Below are 18,305 nucleotides of genomic sequence, written 5' to 3' on the forward strand. Positions count from 1 at the left end.
CCCAAAAAGACAGTAAGCTACACAAAATATGACGCTGTGAACAGGGGGTGCCTAAGTGCATGATCGTAAACGGCTTATCTGTTATGCGTATGATAAGTAGGTGCGATTGCCCTGCTGCAGCCGCTTGCGCGCTGCCCGATGCCGCGGTGTTGGCCGCCAGCCTCGCCGGGCTGGCCGCCGGCTTCATCGCCTTGCGGCGCATCGTTCGCCGTCCCGGTTTTCAACTCCAGCCCGTGCTGCTTGCGCCGGGCGTTCGCACACTCGATCAGGAGAACCACATATGAGCACCACCGCCACCGTCCCGGAACTCGACCCCGATCTGGCCGGCACCGACTTCATCAAGGAAATGGTGCGCCAGACCCGCGCCATGGACAGCTACGGCACCTACGACAACTGGCCCCCCGAGCGCTTGCTCGCGCCTTACATCGTCACCAAGGAAAAGCGCCGTGAGATCCCGGTCATCGGCGATCCGGACGACATCGTGCTGGCACGCGTGAGGGCCTATCACAACGCCATCGCCGCGCTGATCGAGAAAGAATGCGGACGGATGGCGGTGCCAATGATCAACATCACACATGAAGGCTTCGGGCGCGCGCTGATTACCGTGGGCAAACTGGTAGTCATGGACCGCACCCTGCGCGATGTGCACCGCTTTGGTTTTGAGAGTTACTCGAAGATGAAGGACGACTGTGACAAACACCTTGCCGTGGCACTGGAGATCATCGGCAAATACCCTGAAGTAGCCGGTTTGTGAGGAATGCAAGCATGACTGAAGAGGAACTCAAGGCGCTTGAAAAGGAAGTCAAAAAGCTCAAGCGAGTGGCCAGTGAATGGGCTTCGCAGTTACATGATCTGGTCGAAGACCGACTGCCCGCGGGGTACCAGGACCTGCCTGCCATTGCCCAATCCACATACGAGGCATGCCAGGCTTGGGCGCAGGCCAACGAGCGCCTGAACACGCTCGCCAGCGCGGCAAACCAATCGGGGAACATGCCATGCGCAACATCACCGGTCTGACCCGTGGCGGCGCCACCTGGGAGCCGCAGTTTGTCCTTGCCCTCGACGCCAAGAAATGCATCGGTTGCGGACGCTGCTTCAAAGTTTGTCCGCGCAAGGTTTTCGACCTGGTCGAGCGCGATGACGAGGAGCTGGACGGCGACCTCGACGACGACAACATGATGGTGATGACCCTGGCCGACGCGATGGACTGTATCGGCTGTGGCGCATGCTCCCGGGTATGCCCGAAAGGCTGCCACACCCACGGCCCGGCACCCGTGGCCAGTTGAGTGTGCGGCGCATCGCGCATATGGGCGGGCTGGCGCTGATCCTTTATCACAAGCAAGCCACCAGCGGCATGGTGCGCTTTGCCCGCTTTGGCAATACCGTGATTGCCGCCCGGCTTGCGGTTGGTGCGGCGGCTGCGGTGCGCCCTCACCCAGCGCCGCTTGCCGCCCAGGTTGCCAGCCGCCTGGGTCTTTCCCCTGCAGCGGTGCGCATCGATAGCGCATTTCACGCCGATCTACTGGCAGCCGGCGGCGCGCTGGCGGTGCATCTGGGTGAATTCACCACTATCGATCCGCCCTTCGAAGCGGTGGCCGCCGCCCAAGGGCGCTTTGTCACCCTTACCGACATCCGCGGACTGCCCGACACCGAACGCGATGTCTTGCGGCTGGTGTACGAACATGTGCTGGGATGAGGCGCAGTGGCCGGTGCTTTGCACACCTGCCTATGCGGGCGGATAAGCATTTTGCGGCAGATCGACATGGCGGTTTTTTCCCTGCGGGGATCGCCTGCGCCTTAGGGAAGGCCACGCCATAGTGCCCGGTCACGCGGCGACAAGGCGAGCGGCCGGACTACCCGCTTGCCTTGTCGCAAACCCGACAAGCTGCACCCCGCGTGTTTCATCTGACAACGCAGCCAACACACCACTTCATGTAAATCAATGTGTTACACCCTGCGAACGGGTGGCACGCGGTTTGCAGATCGTCTTTCGACACCCCTTCCCTTATGGAGCGCCAAGATCATGATCACTCTGACCCCCACCGCGCTGAAGGCCGTCAGCCGTTTCATCACCGGTTCTGCCGATCCGGTGGCCGGCTTACGCATCCATGTGCAAGGCGGCGGCTGTTCCGGGCTGCAGTACGGTATGAAGCTGGAGAGCGCAAAGGCCGATGACGATCTCACCGTCGAGCTGGACGGCGTCACGATTCTGATCGATCCGTTCTCGGCGCCCTTGCTCAGCGGCGTGACCGTGGATTACGTCGAGTCGCTGACCGGCTCCGGCTTCAAATTCGATAACCCCAATGCCTCGGGCGGCTGCGCCTGTGGGCAGTCCTTCTCCGCCTGATCCGGGAGATACCGCCATGTGGGACTACTCCGAAACCGTCAAGGATCATTTCTATAACCCCCGCAACGCCGGCCCGTTACCGGAGGCCAACGCCATTGGCGAGGTCGGTTCGATCTCCTGCGGCGATGCGTTGCGTCTGATGCTCAAAGTGGACCCGGACACCGAAACAATCCTGGATGCAAGCTTTCAGACTTTCGGCTGTGGTTCGGCAATCGCCTCCAGTTCAGCGCTGACCGAAATGATCAAAGGCAAAACGCTGGACGAAGCGCTCAAGGTGAGCAATCAAGATATTGCCGATTTTCTCGGCGGCCTGCCGCCTGAAAAGATGCACTGCTCGGTGATGGGGCGCGAAGCGCTGCAAAGCGCGGTGGCCAACTACCGCGGCACGACCTGGAAAGACGATCACGAAGAAGGCGAGCTGATCTGCAAATGCTTTGCCATCGACTCGGCGATGATCGAAAAGACCATCCGCGCCAACAATCTGTGCAGTGTGGAGCAAGTGACCCATTACACCAAGGCGGGCGGCGGCTGCTCGTCCTGCCACGAGGGCATCGAGGAGATCCTTGCCCGGGTGTTGGCCGAGCGCGGCGAGCGCTTCTCGCCGGCGCCGCCGCCAGCAAAGAAGCCGCGCGGCAAGCTGTCGACGCTGGAGCGCATCCGCCGCATCGAACAGGTTATCGAGCGCGCCCGCCCCAACCTGCAGCGCGACCATGGCGACATTGAATTGGTGGATGTCGATGGCAAACACATCTACGTGGCCATGAAGGGAGCCTGTGCCGGCTGTCAGATGGAAGCGCTCACCTTGAGCGGGGTGGAGCAGCAGCTCATCGACGCCTTGGGAGAAATCGTCAAGCTGGTTCCGGTGAAATCGACACGCTCGCCCTCGGCCTTGTCCCCGGCCTGATGGCGCCAACCCTGGCCCGCCCCAAGGCCCGCGCTCTTGCAGCGGGCCGCCCGAAACGCGCCGGCGCCACAAATCCGGCACTGCTGCGGAGCGCATCATGAGCACCTTGAATGCCCTGTCAAAACCGATCTACCTGGACAACAACGCCACCACCCGCTGTGCCCCGGAAGCGGTGGCCGCGATGCTGCCATTTTTCACCGAGCAGTTCGGCAACCCCTCGTCGATGCACAGCTTTGGTGCCAAGGTGGCTTCCGCGGTCAAAACCGCGCGGGCCTCTCTACAAAAGCTTCTGGGCGCAGAGTACGACTCGGAGATCATCTACACCTCCGGCGGCACCGAAGCGGACAACACCGCGATTCTCTCCGCGCTCAAGGCCAACCCGGAGAAAAAGGAAATCATCACCACCACGGTGGAACACCACGCGGTGCTGCACCTTTGCGACCAGTTGGAAAAGGAAGGCTATACGGTCCGCAAGCTCAAGGTGGACAGCCGTGGCCGGCTGGACTTGGACGAATACCAGGCGCTGCTCTCCAACAAAGTCGCGGTGGTCTCGGTAATGTGGGCCAACAACGAAACCGGCACCCTGTTCCCGGTGGAAAGAATGGCCGAAATGGCCCGTGCCGCCGGCGTGCTCTTTCATACCGATGCGGTCCAGGCAGTCGGCAAACTGCCGATGGCGCTCAAACATTCGGCCATCGACATGCTGTCGTTGTCCGGCCACAAACTACACGGGCCCAAGGGCATTGGCGCGCTCTACCTGCGCCGCGGGGTGCGTTTTCGCCCGCTGCTGCGCGGCGGCGGGCAAGAACGCGGGCGGCGCGCCGGCACTGAAAACGTGCCCGGCATCGTTGGCCTGGGTGTGGCCGCCGAACTCGCCTTGGAACACATGCAGGAAGAAAACACCCGGGTGCGCGCGCTACGCGACCGCCTGCAGCACGCCATTCTTTCCGCAGTGCCCTGTTGCTTTGCCACCGGCGACATCGACCACCGGCTGCCGAACACTTTGAACATCGCTTTCGAATACGTGGAAGGTGAAGCCATCCTGATGCTGCTTTCCAAGCAGGGCATTGCCGCCTCCAGCGGCTCGGCCTGTACCTCGGGTTCGCTGGAGCCCTCACATGTGATGCGCGCCATGGGTATTCCCTACACCGCCGCGCACGGCACCATCCGCTTTTCGCTATCGCGCGAGAACACGGTGGAGGAAATCGACCGGGTAGCCGCCGCGGTGCCGGACATCATCGCCCAATTGCGCAAGCTGTCGCCCTATTGGAGCGGCGACGGCCCGGTAAGCGATCCGGCCAAGGCGTTCAACCCGAGTTATGCCTGAATCGCAGGAAGCGGCGCGATCATGGACACCGCGGTGATCATCGACGACACCACCTTGCGCGATGGCGAGCAGTCGGCCGGCGTGGCGTTTACCCGTGCGGAAAAGTGCGCCATTGCGGTCACCCTGGCCGGCATCGGGGTTCCGGAACTGGAAATCGGCATCCCCGCGATGGGCGCGGACGAGCGTGACGATATCCGTGCCGTTGCCGACAGCGTGCCGGCGGGTGTGCGGCTCATCGTCTGGGGCCGGCTGTGCGCAGCCGATATCGACGCCTGTCGCAAGCTGCCAGTGCACATGCTGGAACTTTCGGTACCGGTATCCGATCAGCAAATCCGCCATAAGCTGGGTGTGAGCCGCGATACTGTGCTGGCCCGCATTGCACGCTGGACGCCGGCAGCCCGGGAGGCCGGATTCGATGTCGGCATCGGCGGCGAGGATGCCTCCCGCGCAGATCCGGCATTTTTGGTCGAGGTCATGCAGGCGGCAGCCGAGGCCGGCGCACGCCGTTTCCGTTTTGCCGATACGCTCGGCGTGCTGGACCCGTTTGCCACCTTCGAGATCGTTTCCACGCTGCGCCGCGCAAGCGCCCTGGAACTCGAAATGCACGCCCACGACGACCTGGGCCTGGCCACGGCCAACACCTTGGCCGCAGTGCGTGCCGGCGCCAGTCATGTGAATACCACGGTCAACGGTCTGGGTGAGCGCGCCGGCAACGCCGCACTGGAAGAAGTGGCGCTGGGTCTGCGGCTGTTCCACGGCATGACGGACGTTTTGGATTTTCGCCGTCTGCTGGAGGCTTCCGAACAAGTTGCACGGGCCGCGGGGCGACCGGTGGGCTGGCACAAAAGCGTGGTCGGCGAAGGCGCATTCACCCACGAAGCCGGCATCCATGTCGACGGCCTGCTGAAAGATCCACGTAACTACCAACACATCGACCCTGCCCTGCTGGGGCGCCGCCACACGCTGATGCTTGGCAAGCACTCTGGCGCACAAGCGGTCCGCAACGCCTACGCAAGCTTGGGCATTTGCCTGACCGCCGAGGAAGCTGCCTGCCTGCTGGCGCGCATTCGCCGTTTTGTCTGCACACATAAGCGTAGCCCGCGAGACGACGAATTAAAGACCCTCTATGCCGAGCTGCAAAGCCACCGTACGGATTTAGCCAATAGCCAATCTCTCTGCGGCCAAGGAGTCTGACCGATGCGCAGCGATACCGCCCACCTGACCGCCACGCCTGCCCCTGCGCGGCTATTGAGCCTGTTGCGCGAAGATGTGCGCTGTGTTTTCGGGCGCGATCCGGCCGCACGCAACACTTGGGAGGTGCTGACCACCTATCCGGGCGTGCACGCCATCATCTTTTACCGCATCGCGCATGCGCTCTGGCAGCGGGGCTGGCGCTATAGCGCGCGTTTGCTGAGTTTCATCGCCCGTCTTGCCACCAATGTCGATATTCACCCCGGTGCGCGCATCGGCCGACGGCTCTTCATCGACCATGGCGCCGGTGTCGTGATTGGCGAAACGGCGGAAATCGGCGACGATGTCACCCTGTATCACGGCGTCACGCTGGGTGGCACCACTTGGAACACCGGCAAACGCCATCCAACGCTCGGTGACCACGTGGTGGTCGGAGCCGGAGCCAAGATACTGGGAGCCATCACCCTGGGGGCGCGGGTCCGTGTCGGCGCCAATTCCGTGGTCATCAAGAATGTGCCGGCCGACCATACTGTCGTCGGCATTCCGGCGCGTCCGGTGCGACGCCACAGCCCCGTCCTTGCAGCCAACGACGGCGTCAACCTCGATCATCACCTGCTACCCGATCCGGTTGGCCACACCTTGAACTGCCTGCGCGAACGCATCGACGCGCTGGAGTGCGAGTTGGTCGGGCTGCGCGCCGCGGCAGCCGCCGATTCGCACACCCTGAGCGGACGCAAACCCGCAACCGTCAAGGATTGCCTGGCGCATACCGCGTCCGCCTGCCCAGACTGCACCTTCCAGCCCGAAGTCGAGCGGACTCTTTGTTAACCGCCTCCTCACAGGTCTTTACCCCGCCCTTCCCTGAGCCAGCAACCGGAGCCCCGCCATGAACGACCTCCCTTTGCAAGACGCCCTGGCAGAACTTAGCTCCGCCGAGGATTTTCTGCAGTTCTTCGAAATCGAATTCGATCCCGCCGTGGTAGCGGTCAATCGGCTGCATATCCTGCAGCGCTATCACGACTACCTGTCGCATGATCCGCCGCCGATGGGCGACGAGCGGGCGGCACGGGCCCACTACCGCGCCTTTCTGCAACGCGCCTATCACGATTTCGCCACTTCGGACGCGCTCACCGAAAAGGTGTTTGCGGTTTTCCGCAAGGCCAGCGGTATCTCCTTCGTGCCGCTCGAGGCGGTACGGCGCTGATCCCGCGATGTGTTCATCCGCAACGGTGTGTCAACCATGCTGCCAAGATTTGAATACGGGGACACAGTCCGGGTGATCCGCAACGTTCGCAACGACGGCACCTACCCGGGGCTGTCCACCGGCGATTTGCTGGTGCGCCGGGGTAGTGTGGGCACGGTGATCGAAATCGGCACTTTTTTACAAGATCAGCTCATCTACAGCGTGCATTTTCTGGATAACGGACGCATTGTCGGTTGTCGTGAAGAAGAACTGATCGACGCCGATGCGGCATGGACGCCCAGCCGTTTCGAATCGCGGGAGAGAGTGCGCGCCGGCCGCGCCCTTGCGCTGCGCGGCCAAATCGTCGCCCCGCGCGGCACCGTGGGCGAAATCCTGAGCGTGCTGCGCGATTCACCCGGTGCGGTGCACTACCACGTGATCTTTGGCGACCGCGTCCTGGCCGTTCCGGAAGCCGCCCTGGAGGCAATCGATCAAGCGCCCCCCGGCGAGGTGCCCGCATGACAGCACTGGCCTATCATGAGCTGCAAGCCGCCTTCCGTTTGTTCGGCAAGTCGAGCGCCGCGCTGGACGAACGCCAGCGCCGCAAAGCGCGCGCGGTGGCAAAGCGCTATGCGCGGATCGAGTCCTTGGTGCTGAGTAGCGACGAGGCGCGCGGCGTCGTGCTCGAACCCGGCGCGGTAGACAAAGCCCTGGATGCGCTGCAGGCGCGCTACGCCGACCAAACCGCATTTCATCGCGCACTGGACGAAGCACGACTCGATAGCGCTCGATTGCGCATGGCGGTACAACGCAGTTTGCTGGTCGAAGCCATCATCGAGCGTGTCGGCGGGCGCGTCGAGCCGGTCACGCTCACCGACGCGGAAATCTTTTACTACGCACACCTACACCGCTTTCAATCCCCGGAAACACGCACCGCACGCCAGATTCTCATCACCATCAACGAAGATCTACCGGAGAACCGACGCGAGATCGCCACCCAACGCATGGCGCAGATCGCCCGCAATCTGGCCGAGCACCCCGAGCGCTTTGCCGAACTGGCGTTGAAACATTCCGAATGCCCAAGCGCGCTCAACGGCGGTCTGCTAGGCGAAATCGCCCGCGGGCAGCTCTTCCCCGCGCTCGATGCCGCGCTTTTTGCGCTGAAGCCCGGGCAGCTCAGCACGGTGGTCGAATCGGAACTCGGCCTGCACATCCTGCGCTGCGAGCGCATCCAGCCGGCCCGCACGCTGCGCTGGGCAGAAGTGGCCGAAGCGCTACGCAAGCGGCTCACCGAAGAACGCGCCCGCAAACTCACCCAGCGCTGGCTGCAAACCCTGATGGACAATCAAGCATCCAGCCAGACGGTGGCCTGATAGATCGCCTCAGGCAGGCTGCGGCCGGCATGCGTACCATGTTTCAGGCACGCCCCAGCGTATCGTTGAGAATGTTGAAGGCCCAGGCCACCGCCATGAAACCTTCTTCGCTGGTCGCTGCGGCCGACTCGCCGCCAGCGCCCGGCACGGCCACCATGGTCCGCTTGTCCGCGTCATAGCGATAGACGGCGGCAAGATGGGCGGCCTCTTTCTCATTGACGAAGCTGTAGCAGGTATTGGTGAGCATGGGCTCGTCGCTGAGCGGTCGATCGCTGAGCAGGGCGGCAATCGCGGCCGCGCAAACCTTGGCCTGCTGGTTGGCGATATGCGCGGACTTGGGTACCCCGGGCGCGGAAGCCACCGCGTCGCCGATCACATGCACACCTGGCGCAATCTTGGATTCATAGCTCAAAAAGTCCACTTCGCACCAGCGCCCCTCCACATTGGCCAGCCCCGCCTGGCGGGCGATGAGGCCGGCGCGTTGGGGCGGGATGACGTTCCACAGATCGGCCTTCACACCCGCTTGTAAATCAAAGCGCAAGGTACCGGCGGCCGCATCCATTTCCCGGTAGGCGGCATTGGGCACATATTCGATCACGCCTTTGTAACGGTTCCGGAAAGCGTCGGCAAACAGGTTTTTCTTGGCCACCACATCCGGATTGGCATCGAACACCAGCACTTTTGCGCGCGGATTGCTGCGCTGCAACGCCCCCGCCACCAGGCACGCCCGCTCATAGGGGCCTGGCGGGCAGCGATAAGGCATGGGTGGAATATGCATGGCAAACACGCCGCCTTGCGGCAAGGCCATCAGGCGGCGGCGTAATGCCTGGGTCTGCGGTCCGGCTGCCCAGGCATGGAGCACCTGCGCTTGGGCGTCCGTGTGCTCCAACCCTGGCAAGCTGTCATAGGCAAATTCAACGCCGGGGGCGAGTACCAGACGGTCCCAGGCAATCGAGTCGCCGCGCGCAAGGCTCACCCGCCGTGCTCCGACATCGACTGCGGTCACAGTATCGCGTACCACTTGCACGCCATGGGCGGCCGATAGCGCAGCGTACGAACGGGTCAGGTCGCGCAGACTCATCGTCCCGCCAATCACCCGATTGCTCATCGGACAGGCCACGAAAGCGTCGGCCGCTTCGATCAACACCACCTCGGCGGCGGGCGCCCAGCGCTTTAGATAGCGTGCGCAGGTTGCACCGGCAAAGCCCCCGCCGACCACCACGATCCGCGCGCCGGCACCGTTTTGCGCGAAAGCTCCCGAAGGCAGGCTGCCAACGAGAGCCGAAGCCGCCAACCCGCATAGAAAGTGCCTACGTTGCATGGCGCGCCTCACTTTTTTACCGCGTCATTTGCCGCGCCAAGCACCTCGGCAATATGACGCAACTGTTCATTGGAATAGCCTTTGGCAAGCCGATCCATGATCGTGGCCGCGCGCTTGCCGCTTTTGAAATCGATCAAGGCTTGATAAATGAACTCGGCCGAGCGCCCGGCCAGCGTCGGCATGCCCCCCCTCGGAGTGCCCGTCCGGACCGTGACAGGCAAAACAGCCGGCCGCCCAGCCTCTGGCCTTGATATCGTTTGGAGCAGCCACGGCCGTCGACACGCCCGCGACCAGCAGCAGCACACTTGCAAGCACATGTTTTTGCACCGATGACCTCCGCCCCGCAGGCAATCATCCCAAAAGCATGCAAATCGTATACCAAGTGCATCGATTTGGCGAAGAGCTTTTGGCGGCCTGCAAAAAGGCGTGGCGGCCGGCCGACGATGCAAACGGTCAGCGCGTGGGTGCCGCTTGCTCGATGAGATCGGCAATAACGGTATTGCCTTGGGCGCGCGCCCATTGCGCCGCGGTCAGACCACGGTCGTTTTTGAGCGTGGGGTCGGCACCCGCGCCGAGCAGGCGGCGTACCACCTGGATATGGCCGTTACGCGCCGCGAGCATCAAGGCGGTGGCCCGGTTGGGAGTGAGCGCGTCGATTGCCGCGCCGCGGGCAAGTAGCTTATCCAGAATCGACAGCCGCCCCTCGAAAGCCGCATAGTGCAAAGGCGCCCAACCGTCATGTTCGAGCGGTGCGCCGGCTTCGAGCAGCAGGTCCACCACCGCCTCGTGGCCCTTGAGCACTGCCAGCATCAGCGCGCTGTCGCCGGCCAGATTGCGCCAGCCCAGTTTGGGCCGGTACGGCAGCAGGCTTGCAACGGTGTCGGCATGTCCTTCGCGTGCGGCAAGAATCAACAAGCTGTTGCCTTGCGCATCCACCGTGTTGGGATCCAGACCGCGCGCCAGCAACGCCGACAACTGGCGGGTATCGCCCAGGCGGGCGGCGCTGAGCGCATCGTCATAACTGCCACCTTGCGCAACCGCAAGTCCGGTCGCCAAAACAAAAATCAGACCGATGAGCAGATGTCGGCAGCGATCAATGGCGCGAAGCATGGCGGAACAGCCTGAAAAAGTTGTCGGTGGTGACCCGGGCAATGCGTTCCGGCGACTCGCCGCGCAGACGGGCGATTTCTTCGGCCACGTGCACCACGAACGCCGGTTCATTGGTTTTGCCGCGGTGCGGCACGGGCGCAAGATAGGGTGCGTCGGTTTCGATCAGCAAACGGTCCAGCGGCACCCGGGCGGCCACCGCTTTGAGCGCGGTGGCGTTTTTGAAGGTGACGATGCCGGAAAAGGAAATATAAAACCCAAGTTCCAACGCCGCATCGGCCACCTCCTGCGTTTCGGTGAAGCAATGCATCACCCCGCCCACCTGGTCAGCGCCCTCTTCGCGCAGCAGCCGCAGGGTGTCAGCAGCGGCATTGCGCGTATGGACGATCAGCGGTTTGCCGGCACGCCGCGCAGCGCGGATGTGGGTGCGAAAACGCGCCCGCTGCCATTCCGGCTGGTCCTTGTGCCAGTAGTAATCCAGCCCGGTCTCACCGATGGCCACCACCCGTGGATGATCGGCCAGCGCGACGAGGCGGGCCTCATCGGGCTCTTCACAATCGATGTTGTCCGGATGCACACCGACCGAGGCAAACAGATTGGAGTGGCGCTCGGCCAGCGCACGCACTGCCGGAAAATCCTCCAAGCGAACCGAAACGCACAAGGCGTGCGTCACCGCGCTGGCGGCCATGGCCGCCAACACCTCGTCTTGACGAGTGTTCAGGTCCGGAAAATCGAGATGGCAGTGGGAATCGACGTACATGCAAAGCTTGACTGAGCCAAATGAGCGCGTGCTTCAGGGACAGCCGGTCGGCCGAAGCCGCGGGTGATCGATGGGTCACAAAGTATGGGTGGGGCGATTGGAACCCAAGTGCCCGGCCAAAATCTGCTCGATGCGATGCTTGACCGCCTTGCCGGCTTCATCCGAGCTGAAATGCACCCCTACGCCTTGGGTTTTGCCGCCCTGCGCCCCGTGCGGGGTCACCCACACCACGGTGCCCGCCACCGGATGCCTGGTCGGATCGTCCATCAACTGCAGCAGCATGAATACTTCATCGCCCAATGCATAGCGCTTGGGCGTGGGCACGAAGATGCCCCCATTGACCAAAAAAGGCATGTAAGCGGCGTAGAGCGCCGATTTGGAGTTGATGTTCAACGACAGCACGCTGGGGCGTGCCACCTGGGCATGGGCATGTTCACTCATGGTGTGGATTCCGACAGCGCGCGACTATAACGCATCAGCATATCTTCCAGCATCAGCCGGGCATTGAGCGGATGCTGGGCAACCCGGCGGATGTGGACAAACTCATTGTAACAGTTGCTCGCACTGGCAATGCTGACGCGCGCGGCAAGTGCGGCAAGCACCGCCTCGCAGGCCGGGAAGAAACGTACCCGTCCGCCCAGGCGCAGCGCAGCAAGATCGGTCACCCAGCGCAACATCCAATCGGCCAAGGTGACCATGCCAAAACCCGCAGCCAGCGCCTCTTTGGATTTGAGCCACGCATCCCATTGCGCGGCCAGACGCAACGGATCGCCCGCCGGCAATTGGGCGATGTCCCGCATGAAGCGGCTCAGCACACTGCCCAGACCTTGCGCCGCCATGCGCTCGGCGGCGAGCGGCAAACCGCCGGCAAGGGCCAACAGTGCCTCGGCCTGCCCGTCCCGGGCGGCCAGCCAAGCCTGGAGCGCTGAGCTACTCGGTCTGGAAAAGGACCACTGCTGACAGCGACTGCGGATGGTGGGCAACAGCCGGCGCGGCGCGGACGACACCAGCAGGAACACGCAGCCGGCCGGCGGCTCTTCGAGCAGCTTGAGCAATGCGTTGGCGGTGTAGACGTTCATGGCCTCGGCCGGATCCAGCACCACGACACGGCCGCTGCCGTGGTGTGCGGTCACCGCGAGCGCAGCCTGCAGCGCGCGAATCTGCTCGATCAGGATTTGCGCGGACTTGGCTTTACCGGTCGACGGCTCGGCACCGCCTTCGGCGTCGCCGATGTCCGCCGTCTCCTCGGCCGCCGGCACAATGCGCAAAAGATCCGGGTGGTTGCCGGCAAGCCGCCACTGGCAGGCCGGGCAGCGCCCGCAGGCGTAACCGTCGGCAGCCGGGGACTGGCACAGCAGACGGGCGGCCAACGCTTCGGCCAGCTCGCGCTTGCCCAGGCCGGGCGGTCCGACGAAAAGCAGCGCATGCGGCAGCCGCTCGCCCAAGTCGAGCAGACGTTGCCAGGCGGGTAGCAGCCACGGCTGGATCATGACAGAAAGCGCGCTTTAATGATGGTTTCGACTTCCGCGCGCACTTCCTCGGGCGAGCGGTGAGCATCGATCACCCGTATCCGCTCCGGATGGCGTTGGGCGCGCAGCAGATAGGCCGCCCGTACCCGCTCGAAAAAGTCGTGCTGCTCGCGCTCGAAGCGGTCGGGCGCCGCACCGCTACCGGCCAGCCGGGAGGCGGCCACCCTCGGCGGCAGATCGAAAAGCAAGGTGAGGTCGGGCTGAAAGTCCGCATGCACCCATTGCTCCAACGCGGCAAAACGCGCCTCGTCCAAACCGCGTCCGCCGACTTGGTAAGCGTAGGTGGCGTCGGTGAAGCGGTCGGATACCACCCATCGTCCGGCGGCCAACGCCGGCAGAATGCGTGCAGCCAGATGCTCGCGGCGGGCGGCGAACATCAGCATGGCCTCGGTTTCCCGATCCATGGATTCATGCAGGAGCAACTCACGCAGGCGCTCGCCCAATGGCGTGCCGCCCGGCTCCCGGGTCTGCTCAACTACGATGCCGTGCGCACGCAGCAGGGCTACCGCGGCGTCGATTTGGCTGCTCTTGCCGGCACCGTCGATGCCCTCGAAAGTGATGAAACGCGCTTTGGATGATCCGTGCTTCAACTGCCCTTGTCTCCGCGCTGGTAGCGATTGACCGCCCGGTTGTGCTCGGCAAGATCGCGCGAGAAGGCGCTGCTGCCATCGCCGCGGGCGACAAAGTAGAAATAATCCGACGCTGTCGGATGCAAGGCCGCATAGAGCGCCGCCCGTCCCGGCAAAGCAATCGGCGTCGGCGGCAAACCGCCACGGGTATAGGTATTCCAGGGATGATCGGTATCCAGGTGGTGGCGACGCAATCGGCCTTGGAAACTTTCGCCCAAACCGTAGATCACCGTGGGGTCGGTCTGCAAGCGCATGCCGATGCGCAGCCGGTTGATGAACACCGATGCAACCAGCCCTCGCTCATCAGGCCGGCCGGTCTCCTTTTCGATGATCGAAGCCAGAATCAGCGCCTCATAGGGTGAGGCCAGCGGCAGATCCGCCTGGCGTGTCGCCCACTCGCGCTGCAGCACCTGTTGCATGGCCTGGTAGGCGCGCCGGTAAAGCGCCAGCGCGCTGGAATGCTTGTCGAACAGATAGGTATCGGGAAAGAACAGCCCTTCTGGGTGGGTCTCAGCCGCGCCGATGCGCTGCAAAATGTCTTCATCCGACAAATCTCTGGCGTCCTGAGTGAGCAGCGGATGCGCCTCGATGGCTGCGCGTAGCTGCCGGAAGGTCCAGCCTTCGGGCACGGTCAGATCGGCCTGAGCGACATCGCCGTTCGACAACTTGAGAATCAATTGCCAGAGGGTCAGCCCGCTATGCACTTCATAGCTGCCGGCCTTGATGTACTCTGCTTTGCCCGCAAGGCGCGCTGTCCAGTAGAGCACACGGGGATCGACCGGCACGCCGGCAGCGGCGATCGTGTTGGCCGCTTGCCGCAGGTTGTGTCCGCGCGGCACGGTGAAGTCGACCACCGGGGCGGGCAGCACCAACGGGCGGGCGGCGATCCACCACAGCGCCGCCCCGCCCAGGCCGGCAAGCACGACGAACACAATGAGAAGGCGCAGCAGGAGCTTCATGCGTAAAGGTTGGTGGCGTGCGCGCCGGAACGCCCCGCAAACAGCACGGCAGCCCCCGGCAGGGGGGCTCTATAATACTTCACGTTCTGCGCCCCAAGCCGGCCGCGCGCGGCGCAATCCAAACATCCGACTGCGCAACACCCAAATCATGAACACGACCTGGACCGACTATCTTGCCCAGACCGGCGCCCAAATCGACGCCGGTCACGTCCGCTTTCACCAACACCCCGCAGACGACGCCACTGTCGTGGTGCCACTGCTGCATCTGGGGCTGATCCGTAGCCGCGGCGAAGATTCCGCGCCGTTTTTACATAATCTGCTCTCCAACGAAGTCAATAAACTGGCCGAAGACGCCGTCATCCACAACAGCTTCAACACCCCCAAAGGGCGCATGCTGGCGAGCTTACTGATGTGGCGTGAGGCCGATGGCCACTTGGCTGCGCTGGCTGCCGACATACAACCGGCAATTCTCAAGAAGCTGTCGATGTACATTTTGCGCAGCAAAGTCGCGCTCAGTGACGCCAGCTCCGAACTGGCGCTGATCGGTCTAAGCGGCCCGCAGGCCGAGGCGGTTCTGGAAAACGCCGGCCTGCCCCGCCCGGCAATGCCGATGCGCCACCACGCTGCAGACCAGGCGCGCGTCATTCGCCTGACCACGACTAGCTACATTCTGGTCATTCCCACCGAGCAGGCCGCCGCACACTTCGCCGCGCTGCGCCAAGCCGGTGCGGCCGCAGCCGGCACCGACGCCTGGATGCTGGCCATGATCCGCGCCGGTCTGCCGCTGATCACCGCGGCCACGCAAGAGCTTTTCGTAGCGCAAATGCTCAATTTCGAACTCATCGGCGGCGTCAGTTTCAAGAAAGGCTGTTATCCGGGGCAGGAAATCGTCGCCCGCACCCAATACTTGGGCAAACTCAAAAAACGCATGTACCGGGTACATATCGATAGCGACACGGCCCCCGCGCCGGCCGACGACCTTTACGCACCACAGTTCGGCGAACAGTCGGCCGGACAAATCGTCAATGCCGCGCCAGCGCCGGGCGGCGGTTTCGAGGCGCTGGCGGTCTTGCAGACCAGCAGCCGGGAAGCGGGCGAAGTCCACCTGGGCCGCCCCGAAGGGCCGCGCCTGACCTTCCTCGAGCTGCCCTACCCGCTGGACTGAGCTCATGGACCGCAGCACCGAACCGATCGACTTCTACGTGTATTTCCGTCTGCGTGAAGACATCGACCAACAGGATGCGGCAGCCGGCATTCTGGCCATGCAGGCGGCCTTGGCGCGGCGTACCGGGGTCAGCGGCCGGCTCATGCGGCGACGCGGCGATCCGCGCACCTGGATGGAAATCTACGAGGCGGTCACCGACCCGGCCGGCTTCGAGCATGCCCTGGCTGAAACGGTGGCCGAGCACAAGCTTGGTGAGCTGCTCGAACCGGGCAGCGCCCGCCATCTGGAGCAATTCGTACAATGTGTCTGATCGTGCTGGCTTGGCGTGCGCATCACGACTATCCGCTGGTGGTGGCAGCCAACCGCGATGAGTTTCTGGCGCGTCCGGCAAGTGCGGCACACTGGTGGCCGGACGCCCCAGAGATTCTGGCCGGGCGCGACCTCGAAGGCGGCGGCACATGGCTGGGCGTGAGCCGCAACGGCCGCTTTGCTGCGTTGACCAATTTCCGCGACCCCGCTTTGCGCCGTGAGGGTGCGCCCTCACGCGGCCTGTTGGTGCGCGACTGTCTGAAAACCCGCGACGATGCCGCACAAACACTTGCAGGGATCGCCGCGCGCAGCGCGCACTACGCCGCCTTCAACCTGCTGGTGAGCGACGGCGAACAACTCGGCCTATACGCCAGCACCACGGGTGAGGTGCGCTTGCTGACACCCGGCATCTACGGTTTGTCCAATCATCTGCTCGATACCCCCTGGCCCAAGGTCCGCCTGGCGCGAGAGCGCTTTGCCGCTGCCTTGGGCGATGAGCCGGATGAGGCAGCCATACTGGCGCTTCTGCGTGACCGCGAACACGCAGCGGACGAGCACCTGCCGCACACCGGGGTCGGTCTGGAGTGGGAGCGCTGGCTGTCGCCCGCTTTCATTCGCGCGCCCGGCTACGGCACGCGCTGCTCGACTTTTCTGGCCGTTCGGCGCGATGGCCAAGTCAGGCTGCGCGAGTGGACCTGGGCAGCGGACGGCACCCTAGCAAGCGAAGCCACCTACGGTTTCACCATCGAACAGCCGAGCGCCCGCGGCTAGCGCGCCCCGCGGCAGAAGCGGCGCATGCGCCGGTGTTCGATACCGGCGTCGATGAACACCTCCCCTTCGGGCACAAAGCCGTGACGACGGTAAAAAGGTTCGGCGTGCACCTGCGCGTTGACCACCACCTGATCGCAACCCTGCGCCACCGCTTCCGCCACCAAAGCTTCCAACACCCGTCCGCCCAGGCCGCAACCGCGCACATCGGCGGCCACTGCCATGCGACCGATGTGACCGTCGGGCAGCAGGCGACCCGTAGCCACCACCCGGCCGGCAGGGTCGGTGACCACCGCATGTCGGCTGACCGCATCGAACTCGTCACGCTCGAGCGCGGCCGGCACGCCCTGTTCGATGACAAACACCGCCTCGCGTAAGGGCATGACCAGCGCTTCGGCCTCGGCCCAGCCTACGATGCGCAACGCTGAGCTTGACTGCATGGACTTACTCCTGGATCAAAACCTCGGTGCCAGCGGCCACCAATTCGAACAGCTCGATGATGTCGCGGTTGCGCATACGGATGCAGCCGTGGGAGCGCGGCTCGCCCATCGGTTGATCGTCGCCGGTGCCGTGGATGTAAATGTAGCGCCGCATGCTGTCGACCGCACCCAAGCGGTTACGCCCCGGCTCACAGCCCGACAGCCATAAAATGCGCGACAAAATCCAGTCGCGCCCAGGCTGGGCGGCCGCCAGTTCCGGGCTCCAGCGCTCACCGGTGGGCCGCCGTGCGCGAAATACCGTGCCGGCTGGCATCCCCGCCCCGATCTTGGCACGTACCACATGACGGCCGCGCGGCGTGCACCCGCTGTCGCGCAACTCGCCGGGGCCGCGCGCCGCGGTCGAGATCGGATAGCGGCGAATGCAAGCGCCGTCATCGCCAAATAGCGCCAATTGCTGGCGCGACAAACTCACTTCGATCCGCATCCTCGCAACAGCCCTCAGACGCTCAGCGCTTTTTTGCGGCGCGCGGCGAAAAAGCCCGACAGCAACGCCCCGCACTCTTCGGCCAGCACCCCACCGACGATGGTGGCGTGATGATTCAAGCGTTTTTCCTGGAACAAGTCGATCACACTGCCAGCCACACCGGTTTTGGGATCGCGCGCCCCAAACACCACCCGGCTCAGCCGTGCATGCATGATCGCGCCCGAACACATGGCACAAGGTTCCAGCGTCACATAGAGCTCGCAGCCCGGCAGACGGTAATTGCCCAGACGTTGGCCAGCATCGCGCAGCGCCATCACCTCCGCGTGCGCAGTGGGGTCGTGGCGACCGATGGGCTGGTTGAAACCACGCCCGACAATCTGCCCATCGCAGACCACTACCGCGCCCACCGGCACCTCACCGCAACGGCCCGCCAGGTGGGCCTGCTCCAGTGCGGCGCGCATGTAATCCTCATCCGTCATCTCATCGACCGTTTGACCGCTCAGGCCGCA

At 63.9% G+C, this 18,305-nt stretch carries 26 protein-coding genes; 15 read left to right on the forward strand and 11 right to left on the reverse strand.

The window, feature by feature from the left end; translation table 11 throughout:
• Nucleotides 1-280: 280 nt before the first annotated feature.
• From DIE29_RS08120 to nifM, 12 genes are all read left to right on the forward strand, one after another.
• Entirely contained in the window at nt 281-754 is a 474-nt protein-coding gene (locus tag DIE29_RS08120; protein WP_102041571.1) for a NifX-associated nitrogen fixation protein, read from the forward strand.
• An 11-nt stretch (nt 755-765) separates the two neighbouring features.
• Entirely contained in the window at nt 766-1,017 is a 252-nt protein-coding gene (locus DIE29_RS08125; protein WP_102041570.1) for a CCE_0567 family metalloprotein, read from the forward strand.
• On the forward strand, nt 996-1,286 hold the full coding sequence (fdxB, locus tag DIE29_RS08130) for a ferredoxin III, nif-specific (RefSeq protein ID WP_102041569.1): 291 nt from the start codon (nt 996-998) through the stop codon (nt 1,284-1,286). The genes DIE29_RS08125 and fdxB overlap by 22 nt, the downstream gene beginning before the upstream one ends.
• Nucleotides 1,238-1,696 carry a hypothetical protein gene (locus tag DIE29_RS08135; protein ID WP_159074609.1) on the forward strand — a complete coding sequence of 153 codons (459 nt, stop codon included), beginning with the start codon at nt 1,238-1,240 and terminating at the stop codon, nt 1,694-1,696. The genes fdxB and DIE29_RS08135 overlap by 49 nt, the downstream gene beginning before the upstream one ends.
• Before the next feature lie 327 nt (nt 1,697-2,023).
• Nucleotides 2,024-2,347 carry a HesB/IscA family protein gene (locus DIE29_RS08140; RefSeq protein ID WP_102041567.1) on the forward strand — a complete coding sequence of 108 codons (324 nt, stop codon included), beginning with the start codon at nt 2,024-2,026 and terminating at the stop codon, nt 2,345-2,347.
• Nucleotides 2,348-2,363: 16 nt separating this feature from the next.
• A complete protein-coding gene (nifU, locus tag DIE29_RS08145; protein WP_114649633.1) occupies nt 2,364-3,251 on the forward strand; it encodes a Fe-S cluster assembly protein NifU in 888 nt (295 codons plus the stop codon).
• A 97-nt stretch (nt 3,252-3,348) separates the two neighbouring features.
• On the forward strand, nt 3,349-4,578 hold the full coding sequence (gene nifS, locus DIE29_RS08150) for a cysteine desulfurase NifS (protein ID WP_114649634.1): 1,230 nt from the start codon (nt 3,349-3,351) through the stop codon (nt 4,576-4,578).
• 21 nt (nt 4,579-4,599) lie between these two features.
• Nucleotides 4,600-5,772, forward strand: a complete 1,173-nt coding sequence (gene nifV, locus DIE29_RS08155) for a homocitrate synthase (RefSeq protein ID WP_114649635.1) — start codon at nt 4,600-4,602, stop codon at nt 5,770-5,772.
• 3 nt (nt 5,773-5,775) lie between these two features.
• A complete protein-coding gene (gene cysE / locus DIE29_RS08160; protein ID WP_114649636.1) occupies nt 5,776-6,597 on the forward strand; it encodes a serine O-acetyltransferase in 822 nt (273 codons plus the stop codon).
• A 58-nt stretch (nt 6,598-6,655) separates the two neighbouring features.
• Nucleotides 6,656-6,973, forward strand: a complete 318-nt coding sequence (nifW, locus tag DIE29_RS08165; RefSeq protein ID WP_108080013.1) for a nitrogenase-stabilizing/protective protein NifW — start codon at nt 6,656-6,658, stop codon at nt 6,971-6,973.
• A 36-nt stretch (nt 6,974-7,009) separates the two neighbouring features.
• Nucleotides 7,010-7,474: a nitrogen fixation protein NifZ gene (locus tag DIE29_RS08170; protein ID WP_114650287.1), complete on the forward strand. Its 465-nt coding sequence runs from the start codon at nt 7,010-7,012 to the stop codon at nt 7,472-7,474.
• Nucleotides 7,471-8,325: a nitrogen fixation protein NifM gene (nifM, locus tag DIE29_RS08175; protein WP_108080012.1), complete on the forward strand. Its 855-nt coding sequence runs from the start codon at nt 7,471-7,473 to the stop codon at nt 8,323-8,325. The genes DIE29_RS08170 and nifM overlap by 4 nt, the downstream gene beginning before the upstream one ends.
• A 43-nt stretch (nt 8,326-8,368) precedes the next feature.
• Here nifM and DIE29_RS08180 read toward each other — a convergent pair whose 3' ends face one another.
• The 8 genes from DIE29_RS08180 to mltG all read right to left on the reverse strand — a co-directional run bounded on the left by DIE29_RS08180 (nt 8,369) and on the right by mltG (nt 14,630).
• Nucleotides 8,369-9,646 (reverse strand): NAD(P)/FAD-dependent oxidoreductase, encoded by a 1,278-nt coding sequence (locus tag DIE29_RS08180; protein ID WP_114649637.1) that lies wholly within the window; start codon nt 9,644-9,646, stop codon nt 8,369-8,371.
• An 8-nt stretch (nt 9,647-9,654) separates the two neighbouring features.
• Nucleotides 9,655-9,828, reverse strand: coding sequence for a c-type cytochrome (locus DIE29_RS14595; RefSeq protein WP_162860616.1), 174 nt, complete (start codon nt 9,826-9,828; stop codon nt 9,655-9,657).
• A 271-nt stretch (nt 9,829-10,099) separates the two neighbouring features.
• Nucleotides 10,100-10,756, reverse strand: coding sequence for an ankyrin repeat domain-containing protein (locus tag DIE29_RS08185; RefSeq protein WP_114649638.1), 657 nt, complete (start codon nt 10,754-10,756; stop codon nt 10,100-10,102).
• Nucleotides 10,740-11,513: a TatD family hydrolase gene (locus DIE29_RS08190; protein ID WP_114649639.1), complete on the reverse strand. Its 774-nt coding sequence runs from the start codon at nt 11,511-11,513 to the stop codon at nt 10,740-10,742. Before DIE29_RS08190 ends, DIE29_RS08185 begins: the two co-directional genes overlap by 17 nt.
• A 75-nt stretch (nt 11,514-11,588) precedes the next feature.
• Nucleotides 11,589-11,954: a PilZ domain-containing protein gene (locus DIE29_RS08195; RefSeq protein ID WP_108080008.1), complete on the reverse strand. Its 366-nt coding sequence runs from the start codon at nt 11,952-11,954 to the stop codon at nt 11,589-11,591.
• Nucleotides 11,951-13,003: a DNA polymerase III subunit delta' gene (holB, locus tag DIE29_RS08200; RefSeq protein WP_108080007.1), complete on the reverse strand. Its 1,053-nt coding sequence runs from the start codon at nt 13,001-13,003 to the stop codon at nt 11,951-11,953. Before holB ends, DIE29_RS08195 begins: the two co-directional genes overlap by 4 nt.
• Nucleotides 13,000-13,632 carry a dTMP kinase gene (gene tmk / locus DIE29_RS08205; protein ID WP_102041553.1) on the reverse strand — a complete coding sequence of 211 codons (633 nt, stop codon included), beginning with the start codon at nt 13,630-13,632 and terminating at the stop codon, nt 13,000-13,002. The genes holB and tmk overlap by 4 nt, the downstream gene beginning before the upstream one ends.
• A complete protein-coding gene (gene mltG / locus DIE29_RS08210) occupies nt 13,629-14,630 on the reverse strand; it encodes an endolytic transglycosylase MltG (protein WP_114649640.1) in 1,002 nt (333 codons plus the stop codon). The genes tmk and mltG overlap by 4 nt, the downstream gene beginning before the upstream one ends.
• A 148-nt stretch (nt 14,631-14,778) precedes the next feature.
• Between mltG and ygfZ the strand changes: the two genes are divergently transcribed.
• Genes ygfZ through DIE29_RS08225 form a run of 3 tightly spaced genes read left to right on the forward strand, consistent with a single transcriptional unit; the run spans nt 14,779 to nt 16,875 of the window.
• A complete protein-coding gene (gene ygfZ / locus DIE29_RS08215; protein ID WP_114649641.1) occupies nt 14,779-15,795 on the forward strand; it encodes a CAF17-like 4Fe-4S cluster assembly/insertion protein YgfZ in 1,017 nt (338 codons plus the stop codon).
• A 4-nt stretch (nt 15,796-15,799) separates the two neighbouring features.
• Nucleotides 15,800-16,105 carry a DUF4936 family protein gene (locus tag DIE29_RS08220; RefSeq protein ID WP_102041550.1) on the forward strand — a complete coding sequence of 102 codons (306 nt, stop codon included), beginning with the start codon at nt 15,800-15,802 and terminating at the stop codon, nt 16,103-16,105.
• Nucleotides 16,096-16,875 (forward strand): NRDE family protein, encoded by a 780-nt coding sequence (locus DIE29_RS08225; protein WP_102041549.1) that lies wholly within the window; start codon nt 16,096-16,098, stop codon nt 16,873-16,875. The genes DIE29_RS08220 and DIE29_RS08225 overlap by 10 nt, the downstream gene beginning before the upstream one ends.
• Here DIE29_RS08225 and DIE29_RS08230 read toward each other — a convergent pair.
• Genes DIE29_RS08230 through tadA form a run of 3 tightly spaced genes read right to left on the reverse strand, consistent with a single transcriptional unit; the run spans nt 16,872 to nt 18,275 of the window.
• A complete protein-coding gene (locus DIE29_RS08230; protein ID WP_114649642.1) occupies nt 16,872-17,312 on the reverse strand; it encodes a GNAT family N-acetyltransferase in 441 nt (146 codons plus the stop codon). The two genes, DIE29_RS08225 and DIE29_RS08230, sit on opposite strands and share 4 nt — an antisense overlap.
• Before the next feature lie 4 nt (nt 17,313-17,316).
• Nucleotides 17,317-17,796 (reverse strand): L,D-transpeptidase, encoded by a 480-nt coding sequence (locus DIE29_RS08235; RefSeq protein WP_114649643.1) that lies wholly within the window; start codon nt 17,794-17,796, stop codon nt 17,317-17,319.
• A 14-nt stretch (nt 17,797-17,810) separates the two neighbouring features.
• A complete protein-coding gene (tadA, locus tag DIE29_RS08240) occupies nt 17,811-18,275 on the reverse strand; it encodes a tRNA adenosine(34) deaminase TadA (RefSeq protein WP_102041546.1) in 465 nt (154 codons plus the stop codon).
• Nucleotides 18,276-18,305: the final 30 nt, after the last annotated feature.

The sequence above is a fragment of the Pseudothauera hydrothermalis genome, from assembly GCF_003345255.1.
GTDB lineage: Bacteria > Pseudomonadota > Gammaproteobacteria > Burkholderiales > Rhodocyclaceae > Pseudothauera > Pseudothauera hydrothermalis.

Bases quoted from the DNA above. Each gene is read 5' to 3' on its own strand.
- nifU (WP_114649633.1), top strand. From the start codon at position 2,364: ATGTGGGACTACTCCGAAACCGTCAAGGATCATTTCTATAACCCCCGC.
- DIE29_RS08230 (WP_114649642.1), bottom strand. From the start codon at position 17,312: ATGCAGTCAAGCTCAGCGTTGCGCATCGTAGGCTGGGCCGAGGCCGAA.
- DIE29_RS14595 (WP_162860616.1), bottom strand. From the start codon at position 9,828: ATGCCGACGCTGGCCGGGCGCTCGGCCGAGTTCATTTATCAAGCCTTG.
- mltG (WP_114649640.1), bottom strand. From the start codon at position 14,630: ATGAAGCTCCTGCTGCGCCTTCTCATTGTGTTCGTCGTGCTTGCCGGC.
- DIE29_RS08195 (WP_108080008.1), bottom strand. From the start codon at position 11,954: ATGAGTGAACATGCCCATGCCCAGGTGGCACGCCCCAGCGTGCTGTCG.
- cysE (WP_114649636.1), top strand. From the start codon at position 5,776: ATGCGCAGCGATACCGCCCACCTGACCGCCACGCCTGCCCCTGCGCGG.
- holB (WP_108080007.1), bottom strand. From the start codon at position 13,003: ATGATCCAGCCGTGGCTGCTACCCGCCTGGCAACGTCTGCTCGACTTG.
- nifM (WP_108080012.1), top strand. From the start codon at position 7,471: ATGACAGCACTGGCCTATCATGAGCTGCAAGCCGCCTTCCGTTTGTTC.
- DIE29_RS08220 (WP_102041550.1), top strand. From the start codon at position 15,800: ATGGACCGCAGCACCGAACCGATCGACTTCTACGTGTATTTCCGTCTG.
- DIE29_RS08225 (WP_102041549.1), top strand. From the start codon at position 16,096: ATGTGTCTGATCGTGCTGGCTTGGCGTGCGCATCACGACTATCCGCTG.
- DIE29_RS08180 (WP_114649637.1), bottom strand. From the start codon at position 9,646: ATGCAACGTAGGCACTTTCTATGCGGGTTGGCGGCTTCGGCTCTCGTT.
- DIE29_RS08185 (WP_114649638.1), bottom strand. From the start codon at position 10,756: ATGCTTCGCGCCATTGATCGCTGCCGACATCTGCTCATCGGTCTGATT.
- DIE29_RS08235 (WP_114649643.1), bottom strand. From the start codon at position 17,796: ATGCGGATCGAAGTGAGTTTGTCGCGCCAGCAATTGGCGCTATTTGGC.
- DIE29_RS08120 (WP_102041571.1), top strand. From the start codon at position 281: ATGAGCACCACCGCCACCGTCCCGGAACTCGACCCCGATCTGGCCGGC.
- DIE29_RS08125 (WP_102041570.1), top strand. From the start codon at position 766: ATGACTGAAGAGGAACTCAAGGCGCTTGAAAAGGAAGTCAAAAAGCTC.
- nifW (WP_108080013.1), top strand. From the start codon at position 6,656: ATGAACGACCTCCCTTTGCAAGACGCCCTGGCAGAACTTAGCTCCGCC.
- DIE29_RS08190 (WP_114649639.1), bottom strand. From the start codon at position 11,513: ATGTACGTCGATTCCCACTGCCATCTCGATTTTCCGGACCTGAACACT.
- DIE29_RS08170 (WP_114650287.1), top strand. From the start codon at position 7,010: ATGCTGCCAAGATTTGAATACGGGGACACAGTCCGGGTGATCCGCAAC.
- ygfZ (WP_114649641.1), top strand. From the start codon at position 14,779: ATGAACACGACCTGGACCGACTATCTTGCCCAGACCGGCGCCCAAATC.
- nifV (WP_114649635.1), top strand. From the start codon at position 4,600: ATGGACACCGCGGTGATCATCGACGACACCACCTTGCGCGATGGCGAG.
- nifS (WP_114649634.1), top strand. From the start codon at position 3,349: ATGAGCACCTTGAATGCCCTGTCAAAACCGATCTACCTGGACAACAAC.
- DIE29_RS08140 (WP_102041567.1), top strand. From the start codon at position 2,024: ATGATCACTCTGACCCCCACCGCGCTGAAGGCCGTCAGCCGTTTCATC.
- fdxB (WP_102041569.1), top strand. From the start codon at position 996: ATGCGCAACATCACCGGTCTGACCCGTGGCGGCGCCACCTGGGAGCCG.
- tadA (WP_102041546.1), bottom strand. From the start codon at position 18,275: ATGACGGATGAGGATTACATGCGCGCCGCACTGGAGCAGGCCCACCTG.
- DIE29_RS08135 (WP_159074609.1), top strand. From the start codon at position 1,238: ATGCCCGAAAGGCTGCCACACCCACGGCCCGGCACCCGTGGCCAGTTG.